Here is a 25,049-nt window from a genome sequence, read left to right on the forward strand (position 1 = left end):
CGGACGCAGCGCTGCACGTTTTCGAGAGCGAGGCAAGCAACGCCCAGATCCGGTATGGACAATGCGGACCGTCCCCGTCCTGATACCGCACTGATGGAGCACGACGTGAGGACATTTCTTCGAACGGAACGCGGCATCGCAGGCAGCATCGTCGTGGCGGCTTTGCTTCTCTCCCCGGGCCCAAGTACAGCTTCGAACGTCGAGCAAGGGCGGCGTCTTGCGCTGCTGTATTGTGCAAAGTGTCACTCGATCGACAAAGTCAGCCCCAGTCCTCTCAAGATCGCTCCTCCGTTCCGTACGTTGCACGAGCGATATCCGGTCGAGCAACTGCAGGAGGCTCTCGCCGAGGGCATCGTCACGGGGCACCCGGCCATGCCGGAATTCCGCTTCGACGCTGACCAGGTTGGCGATTTCATCGCGTTCCTGAAGACTTTGGAGAAATGAGGCTTGTAACGCACGGCACCCGCAGCGCTTGCGCCCCGGCGACCTCGGGCGAAGCAGGCTCCTGACCGCAAGGCCCTGCTTAGAGCTTCAGCCTGACGTCGCAGACGTCCGGTTCAGTCGGATCCGGTTTTACCTCGAAACCGAGCTGGCGGCACATTTCGAGCATCACGGTGTTCTCCTGGAGCACATCGCCCGATATTGTCTTCAGGCCCTCCGACTTCGCGTATTCGATGATCAACTGCATGAGGCCCCATCCAAGTCCCCTGCCCTTGAGGTCGGACCGCAGCAGAATGGCGTATTCGCCGGTCTCGTAGATCGAGTCCGAATGGATCCGGACCACACCAACCATCTCGTGGGTGGCCTCATCGAACGCAATGAATGCCATCGCGCGGGCATAGTCGAGCTGGGTCAGGCGCGCGATGAACTCATGGGTAAACTCCTTCATCGGCGCAAAGAAGCGTAGACGCAGATCGTTCGGCGTCACGTGACGCAGAAATTCGTGAATCGCCGGCTCGTCCTCGGGACGCAGCGGCCGCGCGAAGATTCGCCAGCCGTCCTTGAGCGAAAGATGGCGCTCCCATTGCGACGGATAGGCGCGAACGGCGAAATTGGCTGGACCCGACCCGGCGAATTTGCGCTGCGGAAGTCCCACGACGACGCGAGCGTCGACCGCCGTCACGCCGGCTTCGTCCGCCAGCAGCGGATTGATGTCGAATTCGCGGATCTCGGGAATGTCGGCGGCCATCTGCGCCAGCTTGACCAGCACCATGGCGACGGCGTCCTGCTTGACGGCAGGTACGTCACGGTAGGCCCGGAGCAACCGCGAGACCCGCGTGCGCTCGATCAAATCGTTGGCGAGTTTCAGGTCGAGCGGCGGCAGCGCGAGCGCCCTGTCGTTGATGATCTCCACCGCCGTCCCGCCGCGGCCGAAGACGACGACGGTGCCGAAGGTCGGATCGTCGGCAAGACCAAGGATCAGCTCGCGCGCCTTCGCCTTGACGACCATCGCCTGCACAATGACGCCGGAGATGCGTGCGTCCGGACGTAGCTTCCTTGCCCGGGCGAGAATATCGGCCGCGGCCACGCGCACGGCGTCGAGCGTGGTCAGGTTGAGCACGACACCGCCGACATCGGACTTGTGCGCGATATCGCGCGACATGATCTTGAGTACGACGGTGGCACCTTTCGCGAACATCTCGCTCGCATAAGCGACGGCCTCGTCGACGTCGGCGGCCGCATAAGTCGGCACCATCGCGATGTCGTAGGCTTCGAGCAGGCGCCTGATCTCGACAGGCTCGAGCCATTTGCGGCCGTCAGCGATCGCACCTGTAACAATCTGCCTGGCCGCTTCGACATCCGGAACGAACCTATCCGGCATCGCCGGCGGAATCTGGCTCAATTCCTCTACCACCTCGTGGTGCCGGACCAGATGCATGAAGCCGCGCACCGCATCGTCTTCGGTCGGATAGTTCGGAATGCCGGCGCCGCTGAGCGTTTCGATGATATTCTGATTGGCGCCGACCCAGGCAGCAAGCACCGGCTTCGCCCAGCTTCGATGCTGCGTGCGATATGTCCTGACGTGCTCGGTGACCGTCGCGGCGATATCGGCGGCCGACGCGATCGCGGTCTGCACGTTGAGGACCAGGACTGCATCGTTATCGGGATCGGCGAGCAACACCTCCAGCGCTGCCGCATAGCGCGCCGCATCGGCATCGCCCACGATATCGACGGGATTTGCACCCGACCAGGTCGGCGGCAACACCGCGTCGAGATTGCGTCGCATCTCCGCCGTCATGGGTGCGGGAATTCCGCCAAGCTCCACCAGCCGGTCGACGGCCAGGACGCCGATGCCGCCGCCATTGGTCAGGATGGCGAGGCGCTTTCCTGTCGGCGATTCGACGCGTCCGAGCGTTTCGGCACAATCGAACAACTCGCGCAGATCGGAGACACGGAGGACACCAGCGCGGCGGAACGCCGCGTCGTAGACCGCGTCCGCGCCGGCCAGCGCGCCGGTATGCGTGGCCGCCGCCTTCGCGCCCTGCGCCATGCGGCCAGACTTCACCACGACCACCGGTTTCACGCGCGCCGCGGCGCGTGCCGCCGACATGAATTTGCGGGCGTCCTTAATGGCCTCGATATAGAGCAGGATCGCACGCGTCTTGTGATCGAGCGCAAAATGGTCGAGCAGATCGGCAATGTCGACGTCGATCTGGTCGCCGATCGAGACGATGCCGGAGAAGCCGACGCCGCGCTGGGCGGCCCAATCGACCATGCCGGCCGCAATTGCGCCCGACTGCGAGATCAGCGCGAGATTGCCGGCGCCCGGCATGTGCGCGGCGAAACTGGCATTGAGGCTCACACCCGGCATCATGATGCCCAGGCAATTGGGCCCGATCAGCCGCATGCTATGTTTCCTGGCCGCCGTGATCGTCCCATCTTGCAAAGACCCCGGTCCGTGGCCGAGCCCGGCCGATACGATCAGGGCGCCTGCCGAACCGAGACGGCCGGCCTGACCGACGATAGCGGGAACGTTGCTCGCCGGCGCGGTGATCACGACGAGCTCGGGGACGAACGGCAATTTGGCGAGGCTGTCCACTGCGGCGACGCCGTCGATCTCCGCGTAGCGCGGGTTCACCAGGCCGAACTGGCCCTTGAACTGTCCTTTGCCAATGTTCTCCAGGACGGCGCGTCCGACGGACGCCCGACGGGGGCTCGCTCCGACGAGCGCTACGGAGCGCGGCGACAACAGATTTTTCAGGCGATAGGTCGACATGAAACGCGTCCGATCGGGCGGCTGGTTCCGAAGATTTAAGATCCGGCTCGGATATCGGTCGAGCGATTAGTGCGACATCATAACCCAGCACGGTGGCTGGCCAATGACGGTCTTGGTAACGCCGCCCCAGACGATTTCGTTCAGTCGCGAATGATGGTAGGCGCCCATGACGATGGCGTCGATTTCATGGGAATCCGCCCAGCTTCCGAGCACCTTGCCGATCGAGCTGCCGCCGGCGTTCACCGTCTCGAAGGATGCATATACCCCGTGCTCCCGAAGGTGGTCGACAAGATCCATTCCAGATTGCGTGATCGTCTCGGTCTTCTCGTCCGCCACCGTGATGATGCGGACCGAGGCGGCGGCCTGAAGGAACTGCAGCGCATCACCGACCGCGCGCGCCGCACGCGCGGAGTGATCCCAGGCGATCATGACGTTCTCGAAATCCACACGCAGCTCGGTGACGAGATGTTCCGGGCAGAGCAGGAGCGGCCGGCCGGATTCGAACAGGAACGTCTCGATGATGGTCTCCGTTCGACTGTCGTGAGGCTTCACTGGAACCAGCGAGAGATCGCTGAAACGGGCGTATTCCGCCAGGGTCGGTGCGATCTCCTCCGCCGGTACCTTGCCCGACTGGCTTTGCGCGCGGATGCCCGCGCGTGAAGCGGCATTGTTGAACGCATTCAGGAGTTGCTGCATGTCCCCGATGTCCCGCCCTGAGCCGGACTCAGCGGCGGCCCCCGCAACATCTTGGACCGCTTTCGGCCGCACGAAAACATCGTCCTCCAGCGCAAGCGCGGTGATCCTGGCGCCGAGATCGGCGGCAACGGCTACGCATTTTTCGATCGCGGCAAGCGTCGGCTCGCGCGGCTGACCGACAAGCGGCAGAAACACATCCTTGATGGGCATCGGAATTCTCCTCGGCTGCCAGGATAGGCCGCCTTCCAGGCGGGCGCTTGATCCTCGTCAAGACGGGAACACCGTTCGATCAAGCGACGACAGCGCTTGAAGAAAGTCAAGGACTCGCGCCACCGCCATTCTACGGTTACCCTGATCGGAGCTGCATCAGGCCCGAGGTGCGGATTCGCCTGCTGGGGTCCAGAGAAAGCCAGCGGCTCCCGATCCGGGTGAGTGATTGTACCTGCACAAGCCACCCTCAATGATGGACAACGCCGCGACCCAGGAACGAATCTTTGCAGCGCTCAGCGATCCTGCCACGCATCCCGGCGCAATGAGGATCGATACGCATGCTGCTTCGGTCTTTCTTGAAGGAACGCGCGCGCTGAAGATCAAGCGGGCTGTCCTCTTTCCGTTTCTCGATTACTCCACGCTCGAAAGGCGAAAGGCGGCGTGCGAGGAGGAGATCAGGATCAACCGGCCACTGGCGCCGCAAATCTATCAGCGCGTCGTGGCGCTCACGGAGGGACCGGACGGCACGGTGGAGGTCGGAGGGCGTGGCAAGCCTATCGAGTATGCTGTGGAGATGTTCCGCTTCGACGAAAGCCGAACGCTCGATCATCTGGCCAAGGCCGGGCCGCTCGACGCGGACCTCGCGTCGGCGATCGCGGACGCCATCGCTCGCTCGCACGCGATCGCGACGCCTGCGGACGGCAACGCATGGGTCTCCTCGATCCCGGCACTCATCGAGGGAAACACCGCTGGCCTGCGAAACGGAAACCATCTTGCGGCGGCCGAGATCGAGCAACTTGGCAGAGCCTCGGACGAGGCATTTGATCGTATCCGTGTCCTGCTGGATGAACGTGGCCGTCAAGGCTTCGTGCGCCGCTGCCACGGCGACCTGCATCTTGCCAATATCGTGCTGATCGAACAGCAACCCGTGCTGTTCGATGCCGTCGAATTCGACGCCGCCCTCGCAACTGTCGACGTGCTCTACGACCTTGCATTCACGCTGATGGATCTGTTGCGCCACGACCAGCCGCTCGCAGCCAATGCTGTCCTCAATCAGTATCTCGCCACAACGCCGCTCGAGCATCTCGATGCGCTTCGAGCTCTCCCGCTATTCATGTCAATTCGGGCCGCGATCCGCGCCCAGGTGGCGCTGGCGCGGCTGAATCGGCCCCATTCTGATCGTCCCGGCATTCTCGACGACGCAAGCCGCTATTTCGGCCTGGCCCAAGTACTGATCAATCCTCCAGCGCCTCGTCTGATTGCGGTCGGCGGATTGTCGGGTACCGGGAAGTCGGTGCTGGCCCGTGCGCTCGCGCCGGCCGTGACGCCAGAACCGGGAGCCGTCGTGCTGCGCAGCGACGTCATTCGCAAGCGGCTGTTCGGGGTCAAGGACGCGGACCGCCTGCCGCCATCCGCATATCAGCCCGATGTCACGGCGCGGGTTTACGAGACGTTGGCCCAACACGCCCGCCGCGTGCTGAAGCAGGGCCATTCCGCAATTGTCGATGCGGTCTTTGCACGCGAATCCGAGCGCGATGAAGTCGCAGCGCTTGCCCGGGAATGCAATGTTCCCCTGGCCGGACTATTCCTTGTTGCGGACCTCGCGACGCGGCAGGCTCGAATCGGCAGCCGACGGGGGGACGCGTCCGACGCCACGCAAGAGGTTGCCGCGCTGCAAGAGCACTATAATATCGGCCATGTTGGTTGGGCGTGCATCGATGCATCCGGGACACCTGAGCAGACGCTCCAGCGCTGCCGGAGGGCGATCGCCGAGGGCAGGTAAGGCAATCTGATTGGCGCGGGCAAGCACGGCGCGATCCACCACGAGTTCGACGGCGATCGCTGGCACCAGGCCGGCGGCGAAGCGCAATGCCCTGCCCGGTCGTCTCAGCCCCGGCATGGCCTGCGACACGGCCTTTCGGATCATCGCGCGCCGACACCTCGACGCCGTCCTCGCCCAGCATGACGGCACCTGCCGCGGCGATCCTGATGCGCTGCATCAGATACGAATCGCGCTGACGCACTTGCGGACCGCTATTCGCTTCTTCTCGCCCATGGTCGATGACACCGTGCGGCCGAACGTCTGGGCCGAGCTGAAATGGCTGAACAGCCAGCTCGGCCTGGTGCGGGACCTCGACGTCGCGATCGAACGCGTGGTGGCGGCCAGCGGCAACGAGCTCGCGGTGGTCGCCGAGCTCCAGTCCTGGGATGAAAAGCGCGCCGAGAGCCACCGCCTCTTGGCGCGGGCGCTACAATCGGCGCGGTATCGACGCCTGATCGAGCAAACCTCCGGCTGGATCGAAAGCGGTCCCTGGTCGACCAGGCGGAGCAAGGAGGCCATCAGGCAACGCCGCGGCGCGCTCGCCGATTACGCGGCGGCACAACTCGCGGATTGGGAGAAGACACTCCTCAAGAAGGCCCGGAGGCTCGGCAAACTCAGCGTGGAGAAGCGGCACAAACTGCGCATTCTCAACAAACGGATGACTTACTCAATCGAGTCGCTGGAGGACCTGTTCTCCGAGAGTTCACTCGCGAGGCAGAAGTCGACCGTCAAGCAACTACGCAAGGCGCAACGATCCCTCGGGCAACTAAATGATGACGCAAGGGGTCAGGCCCTGGCTGATTCATTGAACGGAGCGGGATCCGACGGGGGCGTCCGCTTCCTCGATCGCAAGCGGCACAAGCGACTGCTGCGGACCGCCAAGGCCGCGTACCGAAAGCTGGACAAAGCCAAACCTTTCCGCCCGTCGGACCTCGCACGCAGTCCCGAAGCCGACGACTAGATCCACCGGGTGCACGAGAGGTGACGCATCAAGCGTTCAACACACTAGGTCAATGGGATCACTCGACTTCGTTGGTTTGACCTGAGTCAAATCAGAGCCCCGCGCCTGCACTAGACTTAGTACATCGGAATTCGATCAACTTGCGGAGTTCGCCATGCGCGCCCACCAGATCATGACCCGGCCGGTCATCTCGGTCACGCCCGACACCAGTATCGTCGAGGCAGCGAACATCATGCTGCAACGGCATGTCAGTGGGCTCACGGTGGTCGACGATGCGGGCAAGCTCGTCGGCATCGTATCGGAGGGAGATTTCATTCGCCGCAGCGAGATCGGCACCGGGCGCAAGCGGCGCGGCTTGCTGCGATTCATCCTCGGCTCCGGCAAATCGGCCAGCGATTTCGTTCAGGAGCATGGTCGCAAGATTTCGGAGGTGATGACCGCCTCGCCCGTGACCATCACCGAAGATACTGCGCTTGCAGAAATCGTCGACCTCATGGAGCGGAACAAGGTCAAGCGCCTGCCGGTGGTCCGCGGCGATGAGCTTGTCGGCATCGTGTCTCGCGCCAACCTGTTGCAGGCGGTGGCCAGCCTCGCGCGCGAGGTGCCGGATCCGACCGCGGACGACGATCACATCCGCAACCGGATCATCGAGGCCATGGAGAAGTACGATTGGTGCCCATTCGGTCTGAACGTCATCGTTCGCGACGGCATCGTTCACCTGAGTGGCGTCATTACCGAAGAACGTGCCCGTCAGGCCGCGATAGTTGCTGCCGAGAACGTCGAAGGGGTGAAGAAGGTGCACGACCATCTCTGCTGGGTCGACACCATGTCAGGCATGTATCTGAACTCGCCCGAGGACGATGGCTTAGCCAAGGCTAGCTGAGCGGCCCTGTGCGATCGGCAAGGACTTAGTGCGATCAGCGCGGAATCACGGCCGTCGCCTCGATTTCGACGCGCGCCGCCTTCTCGACGAGGCGGACGACCTGGACCAGCGCCATCGCCGGATAGTGCGCACCAAAGATCGTCCGGTACACCTGTCCCAGTTCCTTCAGGTTCGCGAGATATTCGTCCATGTCGACCACGTACCAAGTCAGGCGCACGAGGTGTTCGGGCCGCGCGCCGGCTTCGGCGAGAATCTCCGCAATGTTGCGCAGGGTCTGGCGCACCTGCGCGACAAAACCGTCCGCCAGACGCTCCTCCGCATCCCAGCCGATCACCCCGCCGGTGACGACGATGCGGCCATCGGCAGCCATGCCGTTGGCATAGCCCTTCGGCATCGGCCAGCCGGAAGGCTGGAGGATCTGCGCCGTTGAACAGGGCTCGTCTTCAGTGGTGGTCGGCAACACCGCAAGCTGCGGACCTTTCGGAGTCGTCACGGACAATCCTCTATCCTTTTCTCATTCTGCCGCGACGCCCGAGGACGCCGCCGCAGCCTGCGCCAGTTGCCGCAAGGCGAAGCGCTTCAACTTGCCGGTCTCGGTTTTCGGCAACTGCGTCACAAACTCGATCGCGCGCGGATACTTGTAGGGCGCAATCTCGCGCTTGACGTGCTCCTGCAACTCGGACGCAAGCTGCGCGTCCGGGGTCACGCCCGGTGCGGCCACGACATACGCCTTCACGATCATTCCCCGCGCCTCGTCGGGCGCGCCAACCACGCCGCACTCCACCACTGCGGGATGCGTGAGCAGCGCCGCTTCGACATCGGTGCCCGCGATGTTGTAGCCGGCCGACACGATCATGTCGTCGGAGCGCGACTGGTACCAGAAGTAACCGTCGCTATCCATCAGATAGGTATCGCCGGTGATGTTCCAGCCGTTCTGGACATATTTGCGCTGGCGCTCGTCGGCGAGATAGCGGCAGCCGGTCGGCCCCCGAACGGCGAGCCGCCCCATCGTGCCGGGCGGCACGTCATTGCCATCGTCATCGACGATCTTCGCCTCATAACCCGGCACCGGTTTTCCGGTCGCACCGGGGCGGATCTCGTCCTCGGTCGCGCTGATGAAGATGTGCAGCAGCTCGGTCGAGCCGATACCGTCCATCAGCTTGATGCCGGTGGCCTTGAACCAGGCATCAAAAGTCGGCTTGGGCAGCGTCTCGCCGGCCGAGACGCATTTCCGCAAGGAGGAAATGTCGTGGCCCGCGAGCTTGCCGAGCATGGCCCGGTAGGCGGTCGGCGCGGTGAAGCACACCGTGGTCTTGTACTTCTCGATCGCCGACAGCACGTCGTCCGGCGTCGTCTTCTCCAGGACCACGAATGATGCGCCGATGTGCATCGGAAACAGCACGCCGCCGAAACCGAACGTGAATGCAAGTGGCGCCGAGCCGATAAAGCGATCCTTCTGCTCGGCGCGCAAAATATTGCGTGCATAACCATCGCAGACCGCCAGCATATCGCGGTGGAAATGCATGGTGCCCTTGGGGTCGCCGGTTGTCCCCGACGTGAAGGCGATCAGGCAGATATCATCCGCAGCGGTGTCGACCGCCTTAAACTCCGGACTTGCATCCGCGATCAACGCCTCGAGCGAGTCCGCCTCGCCGTTTCCCCAATAGACGACGCGCTGGAGACCAGGTGCCGCCGCCCTCGCCTTCTCCATCTCCTCGGAGAGCTTTCCGTCGCAGAGCGCGAGCGCGATGTCCGCCTTCTGGATCGGATATGACAGCTCCTTGGCGCGCAGCAACGGCATGGTCGCCACGACAATGCCGCCAGCCTTGATCACCGCGAGATAGGTCGCGACCATCATGGGATTGTTGGCCGAGCGCAGCAGCACGCGCCCGCCTGTCACCAGACCAAGCTTGTCCACCAGGACATTGGCGATCCGATTCACGAGTTCCTGGAGCTCACGGTAGCTATAGCTGACGATAGGACTGATGACGCACGGCGCCTCGCCATGACCTTGCTCGATCCAGCGATCGAGGAAATAGCCGACGCAGTTCAATCGCGGCGGATAGTGCAGCTCCGGCCGCGCGAAGATGAATTCGGGCCAGAGATCGCGCGGCGGCAGATGTTGCCGCGCAAATGGATCGACGTGAGCCGTTGCAGCATTGCTGTCACACGAGCCCGACACTTGAACCTTGGCGGCGTTGGCCATCGCACGCTCCTTTCAGCATGGAAAGCACCCGGCAGCACTATCTGGAAAACATTTTAGGCTTAAAATAATTTGGCGCAATAGCGGATTTTGGGCGTCCGACGCTTTTTGCCGCGCCAAATTTGGATTGAGGGGTTTGATCGCCCGAGGGTCTAGGCCCGGCGGCGACCGGCCGATTTCTGCGCCGACGCCTTGGTCTTGGCCAGGAGACGCATCAGCTCGCGCACATCCTTCGGCGTGAGATCGGCGAAGAGATCGGCGATCCAGGTCTCGTGCTCCGCGGCCATTCGGCGAAACTCGGCACGGCCGAGCTTGGTGAGCCGGATCACCTGGACGCGGCGATCCGTGTCAGAGGTGCGACGATCGAGATGGCCGGATTCCACGAGACGCTCGACGAGGCCGGTCACGTTGCCATTGGAAACCATCATGCGCTTGGAGACGTCGGATAGTGTCATACCGTCAGGCGCCTTATCGAGTTGCGCCATCAGATCGAACCGCGGCAGTGTGACATCGAACCGCTGCCGGAGCCGGCCGCGGACCTCGCCCTCGATCAGGGTCGTGCAGGTCAACAGCCGCAGCCACAGCCGGAGCTCTTCGGCATGGTCTTCCGGAAGTTCGACGGCCTTGGTCTCGGAATCGAGCATGTTGGTGCGGTCACTGACGGCTGGCATTGGCGCCGGCGCGGATTCACCCATCATTTTGAGCTTCAAATATATTCATGCCGGCCGCAAGTCCAAACCTGCAACAATCAACCGCACGCGAGATTCTTTAGGCTTCAAATAATTGGCGCGCCGCTTGCATGCGCGCTTTCCCGACGAGGCGCACGACCTGGCCTAGCTTGCCGCGGGCGCCATCATCGGCATAAGCTCGGATCCGAGTACGCGGCTTGTAGCGCAAGCCCTATAGTCAGGGGGACAAATCATGAAGAAGCGATCGACATTTGCCGCAATCGCCTTGCTGCTCGGCATCACGGCGAATCCCGCCCTGGCCCAGGAGAAGATCAAGATCGGCGTGATCCTCACGCTGTCGGGTCCGGCCGCGGCGCTCGGCCAGCAGGTCCGCGACGGCTTTGCGCTCGCGGTCAAGGACCTTGGCGGCAAGATGGGCGGCCGCGATGTCGAGGTGATCGTTGCCGACGACGAACTGAAGCCGGATGCGGCCGTTACCAAGGTCAAGGGACTGCTCGAGCGCGACAAGGTCGACTTCGTCGTCGGACCGATCTTCTCCAACATCCTCCAGGCGATCCACCGCCCCGTCACGGAATCGAAGGTGTTCCTGATCAGCCCCAATGCCGGTCCGTCCAGCTACGCCGGCAAGGAGTGCAGCTCTTTCTTCTATGTGACGTCGTACCAGAACGACCAAGTGCACGAGGTCCTTGGCAAGGTCGCCCAGGATCGCGGCTACAAGCGCGTCTATCTGATGGTGCCGAATTATCAGGCCGGCCGCGACTCGGTCGCCGGCTTCAAGCTCGACTACAAGGGCGAGGTCGTCGAGGAATCCTACATGCCGCTCGGCACGCTCGACTTCCAGCCGGAGCTATCCAAGATCTCCTCGCTCAAGCCGGACGCGCTGTTCACCTTCATGCCCGGGGGCATGGGCGTCAATCTCGTCAAGCAGTATCGCCAAGCCGGCCTTGCCGACACCGTTCCGGTGCTGTCGGCATTCACGGTCGACGAGTCGACGCTGCCGGCGCAGCAGGACGCCGCGGTCGGCATGTTCGGCGGCGCGAACTGGGCACCCAATCTCGACAATCCTCAGAATAAGAAGTTCGTCGCCGCCTATGAGGCCGCCTACAATGGCGTGCCCGGCACCTACGCGTTCCAGGCCTATGACGCCGCGATGCTGATCGACAGCGCCGTCAAGGCGGTGAACGGCGACCTCTCCAAGAAGGACGCCGTCGCGGCTGCCTTGAAGAAGGCCGACTTCACCTCGCTGCGCGGCTCATTCAAGTTCAACACCAACGGTTATCCGATCCAGGATTTCTATCTGACCAAGGTCGCCAAGCGTTCGGACGGTAAGTTCCAAACCGAGATCGTTCAGAAGGTTTTCGAGAACTACGGCGACCGCTATGCCAAGGACTGCAAGCCGGCGAACTAACACGGCGCGAACGAGTTACGGGAGGACAGCAATGAAGAGCGAAATTACCGGCATCACCCGGGCCAATGAGGGAATCCAGGGCATTTCCTGGAACATCCTCGGCCAGACCTATGTGCCGAAGAGCTACGCCGAGCACAGCTTCTCCTGGCATGCGACACTGCCGCCGGGCACGTTCGTGCCGCCACACATTCATCCCGATCAGGATGAGTATCTCTACATGCTGGAAGGAAAGCTCGATTTCGTGCTCGGCAATTCCGAGGCACAGGCGAGCGCCGGCGATCTGATCAGACTCGGCATGGGTGTGCCGCATGGCATCTTCAACAAGTCGGAGCAGACCGCGAAGGTACTGTTCTGGGTCTCGCCGAGCCGGAAGCTCTACGAGCTGTTCTGGGGCCTTCACAACATGAAGGAACAGAAGCCGGAGGATGTGGTGGCGATGGCCGCCGAGTTCAACATCCACTTCCTGCCGCCGCCTCCCGGCGGCTAGAGCATGACCCGGAAAAGTGTGCGGCGGTTTTCCGGCAAAGGTCATCCTCAAACGAACAACCACGGCGCGATGATGATTCATCGCGCGTTGAGCAGCTCTTAAGCGCGAACCGCGGTAAGGCCGGGCACGGCGGCGAAGCCGGCCTTGGTGGCATAGCCGCGCACGATCGCCTCGCGCTGGGAATAGCTCAGCACATTGTCGACATTGTCGAAGCCGTCGGGCGCGAGCTGCTCGACCGCGTCGATGACGCCCTCAGGACCGCCGCGGCGATTGGAGCGGACGATCTCAGCCGTCATCGGCAGGCGCTTCTTCTCGTATTCGACCAGCGCCTGGCGCGGATGCTCGGCGCGCACCAGCGCATCGGCAAGGCAGCGTGCATCGAGGATCGCCTGCGACGCGCCGTTCGAGCCGACCGGGTACATCGGGTGCGCGGCATCGCCGAGCAGCGTGACTCGCCCGGCCGACCAGTAGGGCAAAGGATCGCGGTCGCAGGTCGGATATTCATAGAATTCGGGAGTCGCCGAGATCAGACTTTTCACGTCGATATAAGGCACGGAGAAGCGCGCCACATGCGGCATCAGCTCCTCGCGCCGGCCCGGCCGCGACCAGTCTTCCTTGCGCGGCGGCGGGGCGTTGCCCTCGCCGACCTTCACCAGCACCGCCCAGTTGGTGAGGCGGCTCGCCGGGCTCGAGCCCTCGGCAATCGGATAGATCACGACCTTGGCGTTGAGGCCGCCGGCCACGATCATCGATTTGCCGGTGAGGAAGAGCGGCCAGTCCCGCGCACCACGCCACAACATCAAGCCGTTCCAGCAGGGCGGCCCCTCGTTCGGGAACAGCGTCTCGCGCACGCGCGAATGGATGCCATCGGCACCGATCAGGATGTCGGCGCGCGCAGTATGGGCGTGCCCGCCCGTCCGATCGAAGAAGTAAGCCGTAACGCCGCCCTCATCCTGCGTGAAAGCGCCAAGGCGGCAACCGGTGTGGATCGATTGCGGACCGAGTCGCTCCTCGACGGCGCGATGGATGACGCCCTGAAGCCGGCCGCGATGGATCGAGAATTGCGGCACATCGTGGCCAGCATCGATGCCGCGGGCCTCGCGCCAAACCTCCTGGCCATGGCGGTTGAGGTAGTAGAGCTGGTCGGTACGGATCGCGACGTCGTCGAGCTTCTGCAGCAGGCCGAGTCCGGCAAGCTCACGCATGGCATGCGGCAGCGTATTGATGCCAACACCGAGCTCGCGAATCGTATCGGCCTGCTCGAAAATCTCGCAACCGATGCCGCGCGAGCGCAACATCAACGCCGTTGTGAGACCTCCGATACCGCCGCCGACGATAATCGCCTTCATCGCCCTAACTCCACTCGATACACAGGCAATGGGTTAACGTCGCACGGGGGGTCACTCCGCCGCAAGCGGCTTTGTCGCCTCCGCTTTGAGCTCGGCCCGGGTCTTGGGCTTAGCCTTAATTCTCAGCTCCTCGAGATCCTGCCGGTCGCGCACGCTGTTGCGGAATATCTGGTCCTTGCCGGGCAGATATTGCGGTGGGCAGAACGCCCCGTCCGCCCCATACCAGGCCGCCGCCTTCATGGTGAAGAAGGGGTCGACCAGATGCGGCCGGCCGAGCGCAACGAGGTCCGCGCGGCCGGCGGCCAAAATGGTGTTGGCCTGATCCGCGGTCGTGATGTTGCCGACGCACATGGTGGCCACGCGCGCCTCGTTGCGGACCTGGTCGGAAAACGGCGTCTGGAACATGCGCCCGTAGATCGGCTGCGCGTCGCGCACGGTCTGCCCGGTCGAGACGTCAATGAGGTCGACGCCGGCCTCGCCAAACGCGCGCGCAATCGCGACGGCATCGTCGCCGTTGATGCCGCCCTCGGCCCAATCGGTTGCGGAAATACGCACCGACATCGGCTTGTGTGACGGCCATACGGCCCGCAGCGCCTCGAAGACCTCAAGCGGGAAGCGCAGACGGTTGGCGAGCGAGCCGCCATATTCGTCCGTGCGGGTGTTAGTCAGCGGCGAGACGAAGCTCGCAAGCAGATAGCCGTGGGCGCAGTGCAATTCGAGCATGTCGAAGCCGCAGCGCTCGCCGCGTTCGGCGGCCGCGACGAAAGCATCTCTCACAGCATCCATTCCGGCACGATCGAGTTCACGTGGCACCTGACTATCAGGGAAATAAGGCAGCGGCGATGCCGAGAACACCTCCCAGCCGCCCTCCTCCAGAGGCCGATCCATGCCGTCCCACATCAGCTTGGTCGCTCCCTTGCGGCCGGCATGTCCGAGTTGCAGGCAGATCTTCGCGGCCGAATTGGCGTGCACGAAATCCACGATGCGCCGCCAGGCCGCCTCCTGCTCGTCGTTCCACAGGCCTGCGCAGCCGGGCGTGATCCGGGCATCGCGGCTGACGCAGATCATCTCCGTGAAGATCAGGCCGGCCCCTCCGATCGCGCGAGATCCGTAGTGCACCAGGTGGAAATCGGTCGGAACGCCCTCTTTCGCCGAATACATGCACATCGGCGACATCACGGCGCGATTGGCCACCTCCATCTCGCGCAAGCGGAAGGGCTGGAACAGCGGCACCAGCGGTTTGTCGGTATCGACATCGAAGCCGCTGCCGCGAACCCGCTTGGCAAACGACCTGTCGACCTCGGCGACGAAATCGGGCGCGCGAAGCTTGAGATTGTCATAGGTGATCGCCTTCGAGCGCGTCATCACGCCGAAGGCAAACTGCACAGGATCGAAGTCCCAGAAGCGGTCGACATGCTCGAACCAGACCAGCGAGACGTCGGCGGCGTGCTGCGTCTTCTCCACCTCCTCGCGGCGGCCGAGCTCATAAAGCTCGAGCGCGGCCTTGATGTCGGGCGCGGCCTGCATCGCCTCGGCAAGCGCGATCGCGTCTTCCATAGCAAGCTTGGTGCCTGACCCGATCGAAAAATGCGCACTCGCTTTTGCGTCGCCGAGCAGCACCATATTGTCCTTGACCCAGCGCTTGCTGCGGATCATGGGGAAATTGCGCCACATCGAGCGGTTGGTGAGCAGTTGGTGGCCATCGAGGAACCAGCCGAAGATCTCGGCCATCCGCGCGGCGGATTGGGTCTCGTTCAGTCCCTTCAAGCCGGCTCGCTCGAACGTCTTCGGATCGGTCTCGAAGATCCAGGTCGAATGACCGGCTTCATACTGATAGGCGTGGGCGATGAAAGGCCCCCACACGGTCTCCTGGAAAATGAAGGTGAAGGCATCGAGCGGTTTGGTCGAGCCCATCCAGGCGAACATATTGGCGCGAACGTCGATCTCCGGCTGGAAGTGATCGACGTATTTTTCGCGGAAGCGGCTGTTGATGCCATCGGCCAGCAGAATCAGATCAGCGTCGGCGAAGCGGGACTCGTCGTCGATATCGACTTCGAAACGCAGGTTGACGCCGAGCTCGTACGCCCTCTCCTGGAGGATCAGGAGCAGCTTGCGTCGCGAGCAGCCGCAGAAGCCGTTGCCGCCCACCCGGTGCACCGTGCCACGGAAATGCACGGCGATGTCGTCCCAGTAGGCGAATTCCTGAGTGATACGGCGATAGCTCGGAAGATCATGCTTCTCGAAATTGTCCAGCGTGGCGTCCGAGAATACCACCCCGAAGCCAAAGGTGTCGCCGGAGCGATTGCGCTCATATACGGTGATCTCGGCGCTCGGGCGCTGCTTCTTGAGGAGGATTGCAGCGTAGAGACCCGCAGGTCCGCCACCGATGATCGCGACTTTCATGGGAGCCTCGCCAATCTATCCGGCAATGAAATTATTTTAACCCTAAAATAATTTCTCGCAAGTCCCCGTTGACAGGTTAGCGGCGAGAGCCACCGCCTCAGTCGCCTTTGAAGACCGGTTTGACCTTGTTGGCAAAGGCCTCAAAGGCGCGCTCGAAATCGGCCGTCGTCATGCATAGGGCCTGCGCCACGGCTTCCGCCTCGATCGCCTCCTCCACCGACATCGCCCATTCCATGGCCAGCATCCGCTTGGTCATGGTGTTGCCGAAAGTCGGTCCTTCCGCGATCTGCTTTGCCAGCACCTGCGCCTGCGGCAGCACCTGCTCCGGCGTGACGATGCGGCTGAAAAAACCCCAGCGCTCGCCCTCCTCCGCGGTCATGAACCGGCCCGTATAGAGCAGTTCGGAAGCGCGGGACTGCCCGATGATCCGCGGCAGGATTGCACAGGCGCCCATGTCGCAGCCGGCAAGGCCAACCTTGTTGAACAGGAACGCCACCTTGGCGCCGGTCGCCGCGAGGCGCATGTCCGACGCCATGGCAATGATCGCGCCGGCACCAGCGCAGATGCCCTCGACCGCGGCGACGATCGGCTGCGGGCAAGCTCGCATCGCCTTGACGAGATCACCGGTCATCCGCGTAAAGGCGGTCAGCCCCTTGGTGTCCATCTTCACCAGCGGCCCGATGATTTCGAACACGTCGCCGCCGGACGAGAAATTGCCGCCAGCACCGGTGACGACGATGGCTTTGACCGCGTCGTCGAGTGCGCACGCGCGGAAGAAATCGGTGAGTTCGCGATAGCTTTCGAAAGTGAGCGGATTTTTCCGCTCGGGACGATTGAGCGTCACGGTCGCAACACCATCGACCGCGGCCAGCAGGAAGTGCTGCGGCGAATAGTCCGCAAGCGGCACGGTCACCGGGTTGGCTGGTCTGCTCATGCGATCTCCTTACCTTCCTTGTTCCGCGCCCGTGCCGGGCAGGCTAGATCTCACCGCCGGCCACGGCAATTGCCTGCCCGGTAATCGCGCCGGCGCCCTCGCCGCACAACCAGAGCACGGCGTCAGCCACCTCCTGAGGCGTTATCAGCCGCCCTTGCGGGTTGTGGCGCGCGAGCTCGGCGACGGCCTGCTCGCGGCTTCGGCCCGTCTTCTTCATGATGTTCTCTATGCTGCCGGCAACAAGATCAGTGTCGGTGAAGCCGGGACACACTGCATTTACCGTCACGTTGCTGGCAGCCGTCTCAAGAGCGAGCGAACGGACAAGTCCGATCACGGCGTGTTTGGCGGCACTGTATGCGCTGACATAGGCATATCCCTTGAGCCCCGCCATCGATGCAATGGCGATGATGCGGCCATAGGGACGGTCCTTCATTCCGGGCAAGACGCCCCTAATGGCATGAACCACGCCCATGAAATTGACATCCATCATGCGTGCAAAAAGGGCGCTATCCGATTTCGAGAACGGCGCGGACTCCGCGCTGCCGGCGTTGGCGATCAAAATATCGAATGGCTGTCGTGCGCTCGCCTCGGCGATTGCGACTTTTAGCGCAGCTTCATCCGAGACGTCGGCCACGGCTGCAAAATGAGCAGCCCCTGCGCTGATAGCCTCGTCGAGAGTCGCCGCATTCCTCCCAAGCACAGTCACCGTCGCGCCGGCGCCAGCAAGCGTCGCTGCAATGGCGCGACCAATGCCGCGACCGCCACCGGTGACTAGCGCGTGCGACGAATGCGGCAATCCGGACATGCGCTGGCTCCCGGCAGCTAAAGACGACGTCCCGATATATTTTAAACTTCAAGTTTTTGCAACGAACGATGCTCGCCGGCGCGGCTGACACACGGCCCCAATCCGCCCGGCCCGAAAATTGCTTTAAGTATAAAATTATCTCTTTCCATCCCCGACAGGCCTGTTAGCATCGCCATGCCAGGCAAAAGGATGTCGCGTGCCGCAACCCACGCCGATGATAACGAAAGACGGACGCTTCGCCTATGAAGCTGCGGGTAATCCCGGCGCGATACCCTTGATATTCCTGCACGGCATTGGTGGCGCGGCCCGGGCGTGGCGGCATCAACTTACGACATTCGGCGACCGCTTCCGTGCCATCGCATGGGACATGCCGGGCTATGGCGGATCGGCGCCGCTTACCAGCGTCAGCATCGCTGCCCTGGCGGAGGCTCTCCAGCAGTTCATCGCACAGATCGATGCGACAAATCCTGTTCTCGTCGGGCATTCGATCGGCGGCATGATCGTGCAGAAATTGCTGGCCCAGTCGCCTCGACTGCCGCGCGCGGTCGTACTTGCGCAGACCAGCCCTGCCTTCGGCAAGGCCGATGGCGAGTGGCAGACATCGTTCATCGCAGCGCGGCTCGGGCCGCTCGATCGCGGTGAGACGATGAAGTCGTTGGCGCCCTCGCTGGTGCGAGAGCTTGTGGGCGACGAGCCGGACCCGAAAGGGATGGAGCTCGCACGGGAGTGCATGGCGAGCGTGCCGGAGGCGAGCTATCGCGCCATGATGCTGGCCTTGATCGGCTTCGATCAGCGCAGCACGCTTAAGGATGTTTCCGTACCGACGCTGCTGCTGTCAGGCTCCAAGGACAACAACGCGCCGGCGCCTATGATGGCAAAAATGGCGACCTACATTCCGGCGGCCGAATACGTCGAGTTGGCCGGCGTCGGCCATCTCGCCAATCTCGAGCGCCCCGATGCATTCGATAAAGCTCTTGGAGGGTTCCTAGAGTCTGTCGTGACCACACCACAGGTGACTGCACAATGACCATGCAAGTCAGCAAGACCATTGGCACGACCGACAAGGTCGCGCTGGATGCGCCGATCTTCGATCCTGCCGCATTCCGCTTGAGCGACGAGCAGGCCCGTATCATCGCGCGGGCACGCGACATCGGGCAGACCGTGTTCGCGGGTCGCGCCGCCGCCTATGATCGCGAGGCTACGTTCCCGACCGAGAACTATCGCGACCTGCATCGCGCCGGCCTGCTCGGCATCGCCATTCCCAAGAAGCATGGCGGACTTGGCGCGAATTACCAGACCTATGCCTTAGCCGCGGCCGAGATCGGCCGCTATTGCGGCGCAACCGCACTCACCTGGAACATGCATGTCTGCTCGACCCTATGGTCGGGCCCGCTCGCCGACGATCTCGACATGGACGCAGCGACTCGCGCGGAGCATGAGCGCCGGCGCGCCATCCACTACAAGCGCATCGTCGAGGACGGCGCGATCTACTCGCAGCCCTTCTCCGAGGGCGGCGCTGCGGCCGCAGGCGGCGTTGCCTTTGGTACGGAAGCGAGGCCGGTTAGCGGCGGCTGGATCATCAACGGCAAGAAGATCTTTGCGTCGCTCTCCGGCCATGCCGACTATTACGGCGTGCTCTGCACCGAAATCGAGGAAGGCGAGAAAGCTTCGCGCCGCAACACCCTTTACCTTGCCGTCCCCGCGAAATCGCAGGGCGTTTCCGTCGTGGGTGACTGGGATCCGCTCGGCATGCGCGGAACCGTCTCACGGACGCTCCTGTTCAAGGACGTATTCGTGCCGGAAGACGCAGCCCTGATGCCGCGCGGCGTCTACTTTCAGGCCGCGATGCGCTGGCCGCACATGTTCCTGACCTTGTCTCCGACCTATATGGGCCTCGCGCAGGCGGCCTATGATTTCACGGTGCGCTATCTGCGCGGCGAAGTGCCGGGCATGCCACCGGTGAAGCGCAGGATGTATCCGACCAAGCAGATCGCCGTCGCACAGATGCAGATCAAGCTCGAGCAGATCAAGGCCGTTTGGTTCCAGGCGGTCACGGAGGCCCGTGCCAATCCGAGCAAAGAACAGGTATTGCGCGCCTATGCGGCGCAATATTCAGTGATGGAGGGCGCCAATGAGCTCGCAGCCCTCGCGATCCGCACCTGCGGCGGCCAGGCCATGCTCCGATCGCTGCCGCTGGAGCGCATCTATCGCGACAGCCGCTGTGGTTCACTGATGCTGCCCTGGACAGCCGAGCTCTGCCTCGACCGTATCGGCCGCGAGGCGCTGTACGAGACCGGCGAAACGGACGATTGACGGTGGACCTCTTTAGTCTGATCGAACGCAACGCGGCATTTGCGCCAGACAAGACCGCCATCGCCTTCGAAGGGGAGAGGCTGAGCTATGCGGCGTTCGCCGCGCGTATCGACCGCACCGCCAACGCATTGAAGAGGGAGCTCGGCGTCGGTCGAGGCGACCGCGTCGCGATCCTGAGCCTGAACCGGCCCGACTATCTCGTTCTGCTCTACGCCTGTGCACGGCTCGGCGCGATGCTGGTGCCATTGAACTGGCGACTGGCCGTCGCCGAGCAGCTCTTTATTCTCGGCGATGCTGGCGCCAAGGTTCTGGTGCTCGAGCAGGCTTTTGACGGCGTTATTCCCGAACTTGAGCACGCTTCGCCGGGAATGGCCGTCATCGGATTCGACTTCGTGCCGCCCCGTGGGGAAACATTCGAAAATCTGTTGGCATCCTGCGACGGCAGCGGACGCAACTCGCATACCGATCTCTCCTGCCCCCTGCTCATCGTGTACACGTCGGGGACGACGGGACGGCCAAAGGGCGCCGTGCTGCGCCAGGAGGCGCTGTTCTGGAACGGCGTCATGAGCCAGCACATGCACAACATGACGTCAGACGATCACGTGCTGACCGTGCTGCCTTTCTTCCACGTCGGCGGGCTCAACATCCAGACCACGCCCGCGCTTCATCTGGGCGCAACCGTCACGATCCATGCGCGTTTCACGCCGGATACGGCACTCGCTGCCATCGCGCACGATCGGCCGACGCTGACGGTAATGGTCCCGGCGATCATTCAGGCGGTGAGCGATCATCCCGCTTGGGCCGCGACCGAACTGTCGTCACTGAAGGCCGTCGCGACCGGATCGACTATCGTGCCGCCCCATCTGATCGATCGGTTCGTTGCACGTGGCGTTCCCGTGCTTCAGGTCTACGGTTCGACAGAAACCTGCCCCATTGCGGTCTACACGCGGCTTGGCGGCGATCTTTCGCGCACGGGATCGACCGGTCTTGCAGGCCTTTGCTGCGAAGCCAGGGTGATCGATCAGGCGGGTGCCGAGGTGCCGCCGGGCACACCGGGTGAAATCGCGGTGCGCGGTCCCAACGTGTTCTTCGAATATTGGGGAAACGCGGACGCCACCCGGGAGGCGTTGCACGGGGGCTGGTATCGCACTGGCGATATCGGTCTGAGCGACGCGGAGGGCTATCTCTGGGTCCGCGACCGCAAGAAGAATATGATCATTTCCGGCGGCGAGAACGTCTATCCAGCCGAGGTCGAACGGGTCTTGCTGGAGCATCCCGACGTCAGCGAATGTGCCGTGATCGGCCGGCCGGACCGGCGCTGGGACGAGGTGCCGGTTGCCTATGTGATCCGACGAGCCGGCTGTCGGCTCGAGGCGGACGAATTGAGAGCGCACGTTCAGGCGCAACTCGCCCGCTACAAGGTTCCGCGCGATATTATTTTCGTCCCGGACCTGCCGCGCACAGCTCTGGGCAAGGTCCAGCATTTCCTGCTGAAGCAGCTTGATGCGCAGTCGCGCGCGCAAGGAGAAGCATCTTGAAAATTGCGGTGCTGGGCGGCGGCAATGGCTCTTTCGCAGCCGCAGGCGACTTTGCGCTATCGGGTCATGAAGTGCGGCTCTGGCGTCGCGACGCGGATCAAGTCGCAGCACACCGCGCCACCGGGTCCCGCATCCTGGTGCAGGACCACAACGGCCGCCACGACGTCAAACTTGCGCTGGTGACGACCGACATCGCCAAGGTCGTCGGCGGCGCCGAACTGGTCCTGTGCCCTGCCCCCGCCTTCGCGCAGCCGGACATCGCCCGTCTGCTCGCTCCGCACCTGGAAGACGACCAGGTCGTGTTTTTGCCGCCGGCCACATTCGGCTCGATGATCTTCGCCCAGGCCGCACGAGATGCCGGCAACCGCGCTAGGGTGAGCTTTGCCGAGACCGGCACACTGCCCTGGTTGACCCGCAAACACGGGCCCTTCGAGGTCGCGATCACGATCCGCGCCAAGCGGCTGCCGGTCGGCGTGTTTCCGCTCGATCAGGCGCCACATGCGCTCCAGGTGATTGGCCGAGCCTTTCCTAGTGTGATCGAGGGGTGCGGAGATGCGCTCTCCGGCGCGCTGATGAATGCAGGCCCCATCATCCATCCGCCGCTGATCGTAATGAATGCAGGTCCGATCGAGCATTTCGACCGGTGGGACATCCACAAGGAGGGAACGCAAAGCTCGATCCGGCGGGTCACCGATGCCCTCGATGCCGAGCGAATTGCGGTGCGCGAAGCGCTCGGATATGGCGCGCCGCATTTCCCGCTTGCGCATCACTACGCCAAGGAAGGCGAGATCTGGATGTATGGCCGCGGTTCGCATGATCGCCTGACCGATTCCGGCGACTGGCGCGAACGGATCGTGCTGACCGACCATCGCTACATGCGCGAGGATCTGCGGCTCGGGCTTTCGCTGCTGGCTTCTGTCGCGGGATTGGCGGGTGTAGCTACGCCACTTGCTCGCGCCTTTCTCGCGATCGGTGGTGCGATCTGCGGCGAGGATTTTGCACAAGGCGGCCGCACGCTCAAAACGTTGAGCCTCGACCATCTCGGCAAGGCCGAGTTGAAAGAACTCCTGCGCAGGGGATTTGGCTAATGACAGCCCGCGCCAACATCGTCTGTCTCGGGGCCGGCCGCATGGGGCGCGGCATCGCCGTCGCGTTCGCCTATGCCGGGCACACGGTCAGAATGATCGACGTGAAGGATCGTTCCGCGGAGGACTTTGCCAGGCTGGAGGCGGACGCACTCGGCGAGGTCAGAAAGACCTTCGACAGTCTGTCGAGGCTGGGGCTGATCGCCGAGAACGATGCGAATGTTCTCTCCGAGCGGGTTTCGGTAGTGCCAGCGGGTCAGAACCGCGCAGCCTTATCCGATGCCGGCATGGTCTTCGAGGGCGTCCCCGAAGTAGTTGAGCTCAAGCGCGAGGTGCTGGCATCAGCCTCACGACAAGTCAGCCCCGACACGATCATTGCGTCGACGACGTCCACGATCCTCGTCGATGATTTGTCCAGCGCAATCGAGCATCCCCGACGCTTCCTCAATGTGCATTGGCTCAATCCCGCCTATCTGATCCCGCTGGTCGAAGTATCGCCTGGCGCGGCAACCGACCCTAACATCGTTGATCAGGTCAAGACGTTGCTGGAAGGGATCGGCAAGGTCCCCGTCGTCTGCGCGGCAACACCCGGCTTCATCGTCCCGCGCATCCAGGCGCTCGCGATGAATGAGGCTGCGCGCATGGTCGAAGAAGGCGTCGCCAGCGCGCAGGACATTGACAAGGCGATCCGCTACGGCTTTGGGTTCCGCTACGCCGTGCTCGGGCTGCTCGAATTCATCGACTGGGGTGGCGGCGATATTCTCTACTACGCCAGCCGCTACCTCGAAGGCGCACTCGGCAGTGACCGCTATCGCGCGCCGGACGTGATTTCAAACAATATGCGCGAGGGCCGGATCGGCCTGCGAACGGGCGCCGGCTTCCTCGATTATTCCGGCCTCGACCTCGATGCCTATCGCGGCGAACGGCTCAAGGCCATGGTTGACCTGCTCCGGCATTTCGGCCTCGCCCGCCCGCCCGTGCTCGATCGGAGCTAGCCGAAGACGTCCTGGAGCACGCCGTCCCGCACCACCGCGACGCCATCGAGTTCGATGGTGGTTCCCATCATCGGCAGGTCGAAATGGCCCGCCGTATAGCGGCCGGCGAATTCATTCGCGCCGGTCGAGAACAGGAAGTTACCGGACACAGCGCGAAGCTCGGTGCCGTTGGTGTCGCGCTGGTCATACATCGAGAGCGCCTCATAGCGCGCCCCTGGGTTCATACCGAAGCCAACATGCGAAACCGCGTAGGCTTCCCGGTCCCCCCAAGCGGCGAGATAGGATCGCATCATCGCGGCATCTGCACCCTCGCCTTCCAGCTCGACGACATAGTCGTCCTTCAACGTCATCTTCACCGGCGACGTCAGGTAACGCTTGAAAGTCAGATTGATGTCGCCCGGCGCCATCACCAGCGTGCCATTGATCGTGCCGCTCTTGGGAAAGCTGACGACGATTCCGCCCGGCCAGTGCGCCAGCGTGCCGGGCTTGTCGGTCCAGCCCCACACCCCGACCGTCGAAGCGCCCACCATGTCGACGTCGAGCGCCGTGCCGGCCTTCGACGTGACCCGCATGCGTTTGGTCCCGCGCAGCATCTTGGCTGCCGCCCGAACGCGCTTTTCCAGCGCAGGATTCGGCACCATCCGCTCCAGCGCCTCAGGATGCTCGTTGGAGATCACCAGGATCCGCGCGCCAGCCTTGAGGATCTCCGGCGTCTCCACCGCGTGCATCAGGCCCTCGATGGTGCAATCCACGACAAAGCCGGCCTGCTGGAGCGCGCTGACGACTGGCGTCAGCCGCTGGATAGCCTCACTCGCCCCGGTCGAGCGCACCGGCACGACATGGCGGTTGCGCGGGGTCGGCATGACCACATGGAACGGCCGCGCGCCCATACGCAGCAAGGCGAGCTCGGCCAGATGCACGTTCAAGGCGCGCGACTGAGTTTCTGACAGGATGGCGGCAGTATCGCCGGCCTTGACGGCGCATCGCTCGAAGATCTCGCAAAATGCGTCGATCCATTTTGCCTCGATGCGATCAGCCAGCATGGTACACT

General features: G+C 63.2%; 21 protein-coding genes. 11 read left to right on the forward strand and 10 right to left on the reverse strand.

The window, feature by feature from the left end; translation table 11 throughout:
- Positions 1-54: 54 nt before the first annotated feature.
- A complete protein-coding gene (locus MTR72_RS37500; protein WP_341512100.1) occupies positions 55-444 on the forward strand; it encodes a c-type cytochrome in 390 nt (129 codons plus the stop codon).
- Positions 445-523: 79 nt separating this feature from the next.
- Here the strand turns inward: MTR72_RS37500 and MTR72_RS37505 are convergent, their stop codons facing one another.
- Both MTR72_RS37505 and MTR72_RS37510 read right to left on the reverse strand, forming a co-directional pair.
- Positions 524-3,217 (reverse strand): bifunctional acetate--CoA ligase family protein/GNAT family N-acetyltransferase, encoded by a 2,694-nt coding sequence (locus MTR72_RS37505; protein WP_280969619.1) that lies wholly within the window; start codon positions 3,215-3,217, stop codon positions 524-526.
- A 66-nt stretch (positions 3,218-3,283) separates the two neighbouring features.
- A complete protein-coding gene (locus tag MTR72_RS37510) occupies positions 3,284-4,123 on the reverse strand; it encodes a universal stress protein (protein WP_341512101.1) in 840 nt (279 codons plus the stop codon).
- Positions 4,124-4,373: 250 nt separating this feature from the next.
- Here MTR72_RS37510 and MTR72_RS37515 point away from each other — a divergent pair, with 250 nt between their 5' ends.
- The 3 genes from MTR72_RS37515 to MTR72_RS37525 all read left to right on the forward strand — a co-directional run bounded on the left by MTR72_RS37515 (position 4,374) and on the right by MTR72_RS37525 (position 7,789).
- Positions 4,374-5,906 carry a bifunctional aminoglycoside phosphotransferase/ATP-binding protein gene (locus tag MTR72_RS37515; RefSeq protein ID WP_341512102.1) on the forward strand — a complete coding sequence of 511 codons (1,533 nt, stop codon included), beginning with the start codon at positions 4,374-4,376 and terminating at the stop codon, positions 5,904-5,906.
- 10 nt (positions 5,907-5,916) lie between these two features.
- Positions 5,917-6,906, forward strand: coding sequence for a CHAD domain-containing protein (locus MTR72_RS37520; protein ID WP_341512103.1), 990 nt, complete (start codon positions 5,917-5,919; stop codon positions 6,904-6,906).
- 154 nt (positions 6,907-7,060) lie between these two features.
- Positions 7,061-7,789, forward strand: a complete 729-nt coding sequence (locus MTR72_RS37525) for a CBS domain-containing protein (RefSeq protein WP_341512104.1) — start codon at positions 7,061-7,063, stop codon at positions 7,787-7,789.
- A gap of 34 nt (positions 7,790-7,823) precedes the next feature.
- Here MTR72_RS37525 and MTR72_RS37530 read toward each other — a convergent pair whose 3' ends face one another.
- The 3 genes from MTR72_RS37530 to MTR72_RS37540 form a co-directional block, all read right to left on the reverse strand.
- Positions 7,824-8,282 (reverse strand): RidA family protein, encoded by a 459-nt coding sequence (locus MTR72_RS37530; RefSeq protein ID WP_280969614.1) that lies wholly within the window; start codon positions 8,280-8,282, stop codon positions 7,824-7,826.
- 21 nt (positions 8,283-8,303) lie between these two features.
- Complete coding sequence (locus tag MTR72_RS37535) at positions 8,304-9,995, reverse strand: benzoate-CoA ligase family protein (protein WP_280969613.1); 1,692 nt, start codon at positions 9,993-9,995, stop codon at positions 8,304-8,306.
- Between the two features lie 149 nt (positions 9,996-10,144).
- Positions 10,145-10,663: a MarR family winged helix-turn-helix transcriptional regulator gene (locus MTR72_RS37540; protein WP_280970922.1), complete on the reverse strand. Its 519-nt coding sequence runs from the start codon at positions 10,661-10,663 to the stop codon at positions 10,145-10,147.
- A 250-nt stretch (positions 10,664-10,913) separates the two neighbouring features.
- Between MTR72_RS37540 and MTR72_RS37545 the strand changes: the two genes are divergently transcribed.
- Positions 10,914-12,089, forward strand: coding sequence for an ABC transporter substrate-binding protein (locus tag MTR72_RS37545; RefSeq protein ID WP_280969612.1), 1,176 nt, complete (start codon positions 10,914-10,916; stop codon positions 12,087-12,089).
- A gap of 31 nt (positions 12,090-12,120) precedes the next feature.
- On the forward strand, positions 12,121-12,576 hold the full coding sequence (locus tag MTR72_RS37550) for a cupin domain-containing protein (protein ID WP_280969611.1): 456 nt from the start codon (positions 12,121-12,123) through the stop codon (positions 12,574-12,576).
- 98 nt (positions 12,577-12,674) lie between these two features.
- Here MTR72_RS37550 and MTR72_RS37555 read toward each other — a convergent pair whose 3' ends face one another.
- The 4 genes from MTR72_RS37555 to MTR72_RS37570 form a co-directional block, all read right to left on the reverse strand.
- Positions 12,675-13,925 carry a flavin-dependent oxidoreductase gene (locus MTR72_RS37555; RefSeq protein WP_341512105.1) on the reverse strand — a complete coding sequence of 417 codons (1,251 nt, stop codon included), beginning with the start codon at positions 13,923-13,925 and terminating at the stop codon, positions 12,675-12,677.
- A gap of 51 nt (positions 13,926-13,976) precedes the next feature.
- Positions 13,977-16,328: a bifunctional salicylyl-CoA 5-hydroxylase/oxidoreductase gene (locus tag MTR72_RS37560; protein ID WP_341512106.1), complete on the reverse strand. Its 2,352-nt coding sequence runs from the start codon at positions 16,326-16,328 to the stop codon at positions 13,977-13,979.
- 97 nt (positions 16,329-16,425) lie between these two features.
- Positions 16,426-17,262 (reverse strand): enoyl-CoA hydratase family protein, encoded by an 837-nt coding sequence (locus MTR72_RS37565; protein ID WP_280969608.1) that lies wholly within the window; start codon positions 17,260-17,262, stop codon positions 16,426-16,428.
- Between the two features lie 43 nt (positions 17,263-17,305).
- Positions 17,306-18,067 carry an SDR family NAD(P)-dependent oxidoreductase gene (locus MTR72_RS37570; RefSeq protein ID WP_341512107.1) on the reverse strand — a complete coding sequence of 254 codons (762 nt, stop codon included), beginning with the start codon at positions 18,065-18,067 and terminating at the stop codon, positions 17,306-17,308.
- 196 nt (positions 18,068-18,263) lie between these two features.
- Here MTR72_RS37570 and MTR72_RS37575 point away from each other — a divergent pair, with 196 nt between their 5' ends.
- The 5 genes from MTR72_RS37575 to MTR72_RS37595 are packed head-to-tail and all read left to right on the forward strand — an operon-like array spanning position 18,264 to position 23,998.
- Positions 18,264-19,094, forward strand: coding sequence for an alpha/beta fold hydrolase (locus MTR72_RS37575; RefSeq protein WP_341512108.1), 831 nt, complete (start codon positions 18,264-18,266; stop codon positions 19,092-19,094).
- Positions 19,091-20,380 (forward strand): acyl-CoA dehydrogenase family protein, encoded by a 1,290-nt coding sequence (locus tag MTR72_RS37580; protein WP_280969605.1) that lies wholly within the window; start codon positions 19,091-19,093, stop codon positions 20,378-20,380. Before MTR72_RS37575 ends, MTR72_RS37580 begins: the two co-directional genes overlap by 4 nt.
- A gap of 2 nt (positions 20,381-20,382) precedes the next feature.
- Positions 20,383-21,918 (forward strand): class I adenylate-forming enzyme family protein, encoded by a 1,536-nt coding sequence (locus MTR72_RS37585; RefSeq protein ID WP_280969604.1) that lies wholly within the window; start codon positions 20,383-20,385, stop codon positions 21,916-21,918.
- On the forward strand, positions 21,915-23,006 hold the full coding sequence (locus tag MTR72_RS37590) for an NAD/NADP-dependent octopine/nopaline dehydrogenase family protein (RefSeq protein ID WP_341512109.1): 1,092 nt from the start codon (positions 21,915-21,917) through the stop codon (positions 23,004-23,006). Before MTR72_RS37585 ends, MTR72_RS37590 begins: the two co-directional genes overlap by 4 nt.
- Positions 23,006-23,998 carry a 3-hydroxybutyryl-CoA dehydrogenase gene (locus MTR72_RS37595; RefSeq protein ID WP_341512110.1) on the forward strand — a complete coding sequence of 331 codons (993 nt, stop codon included), beginning with the start codon at positions 23,006-23,008 and terminating at the stop codon, positions 23,996-23,998. The genes MTR72_RS37590 and MTR72_RS37595 overlap by 1 nt, the downstream gene beginning before the upstream one ends.
- Here MTR72_RS37595 and MTR72_RS37600 read toward each other — a convergent pair.
- Positions 23,995-25,041 carry a peptidase M29 gene (locus MTR72_RS37600; RefSeq protein ID WP_341512111.1) on the reverse strand — a complete coding sequence of 349 codons (1,047 nt, stop codon included), beginning with the start codon at positions 25,039-25,041 and terminating at the stop codon, positions 23,995-23,997. The two genes, MTR72_RS37595 and MTR72_RS37600, sit on opposite strands and share 4 nt — an antisense overlap.
- Positions 25,042-25,049: the final 8 nt, after the last annotated feature.

The sequence above is a fragment of the Bradyrhizobium sp. ISRA442 genome (assembly GCF_038085055.1).
Lineage (GTDB): Bacteria > Pseudomonadota > Alphaproteobacteria > Rhizobiales > Xanthobacteraceae > Bradyrhizobium.

Bases quoted from the DNA above. Each gene is read 5' to 3' on its own strand.
- MTR72_RS37565 (WP_280969608.1), bottom strand. From the start codon at position 17,262: ATGAGCAGACCAGCCAACCCGGTGACCGTGCCGCTTGCGGACTATTCG.
- MTR72_RS37550 (WP_280969611.1), top strand. From the start codon at position 12,121: ATGAAGAGCGAAATTACCGGCATCACCCGGGCCAATGAGGGAATCCAG.
- MTR72_RS37505 (WP_280969619.1), bottom strand. From the start codon at position 3,217: ATGTCGACCTATCGCCTGAAAAATCTGTTGTCGCCGCGCTCCGTAGCG.
- MTR72_RS37540 (WP_280970922.1), bottom strand. From the start codon at position 10,663: ATGCCAGCCGTCAGTGACCGCACCAACATGCTCGATTCCGAGACCAAG.
- MTR72_RS37535 (WP_280969613.1), bottom strand. From the start codon at position 9,995: ATGGCCAACGCCGCCAAGGTTCAAGTGTCGGGCTCGTGTGACAGCAAT.
- MTR72_RS37600 (WP_341512111.1), bottom strand. From the start codon at position 25,041: ATGCTGGCTGATCGCATCGAGGCAAAATGGATCGACGCATTTTGCGAG.
- MTR72_RS37580 (WP_280969605.1), top strand. From the start codon at position 19,091: ATGACCATGCAAGTCAGCAAGACCATTGGCACGACCGACAAGGTCGCG.
- MTR72_RS37555 (WP_341512105.1), bottom strand. From the start codon at position 13,925: ATGAAGGCGATTATCGTCGGCGGCGGTATCGGAGGTCTCACAACGGCG.
- MTR72_RS37595 (WP_341512110.1), top strand. From the start codon at position 23,006: ATGACAGCCCGCGCCAACATCGTCTGTCTCGGGGCCGGCCGCATGGGG.
- MTR72_RS37545 (WP_280969612.1), top strand. From the start codon at position 10,914: ATGAAGAAGCGATCGACATTTGCCGCAATCGCCTTGCTGCTCGGCATC.
- MTR72_RS37500 (WP_341512100.1), top strand. From the start codon at position 55: ATGGACAATGCGGACCGTCCCCGTCCTGATACCGCACTGATGGAGCAC.
- MTR72_RS37510 (WP_341512101.1), bottom strand. From the start codon at position 4,123: ATGCCCATCAAGGATGTGTTTCTGCCGCTTGTCGGTCAGCCGCGCGAG.
- MTR72_RS37515 (WP_341512102.1), top strand. From the start codon at position 4,374: ATGATGGACAACGCCGCGACCCAGGAACGAATCTTTGCAGCGCTCAGC.
- MTR72_RS37525 (WP_341512104.1), top strand. From the start codon at position 7,061: ATGCGCGCCCACCAGATCATGACCCGGCCGGTCATCTCGGTCACGCCC.
- MTR72_RS37570 (WP_341512107.1), bottom strand. From the start codon at position 18,067: ATGTCCGGATTGCCGCATTCGTCGCACGCGCTAGTCACCGGTGGCGGT.
- MTR72_RS37560 (WP_341512106.1), bottom strand. From the start codon at position 16,328: ATGAAAGTCGCGATCATCGGTGGCGGACCTGCGGGTCTCTACGCTGCA.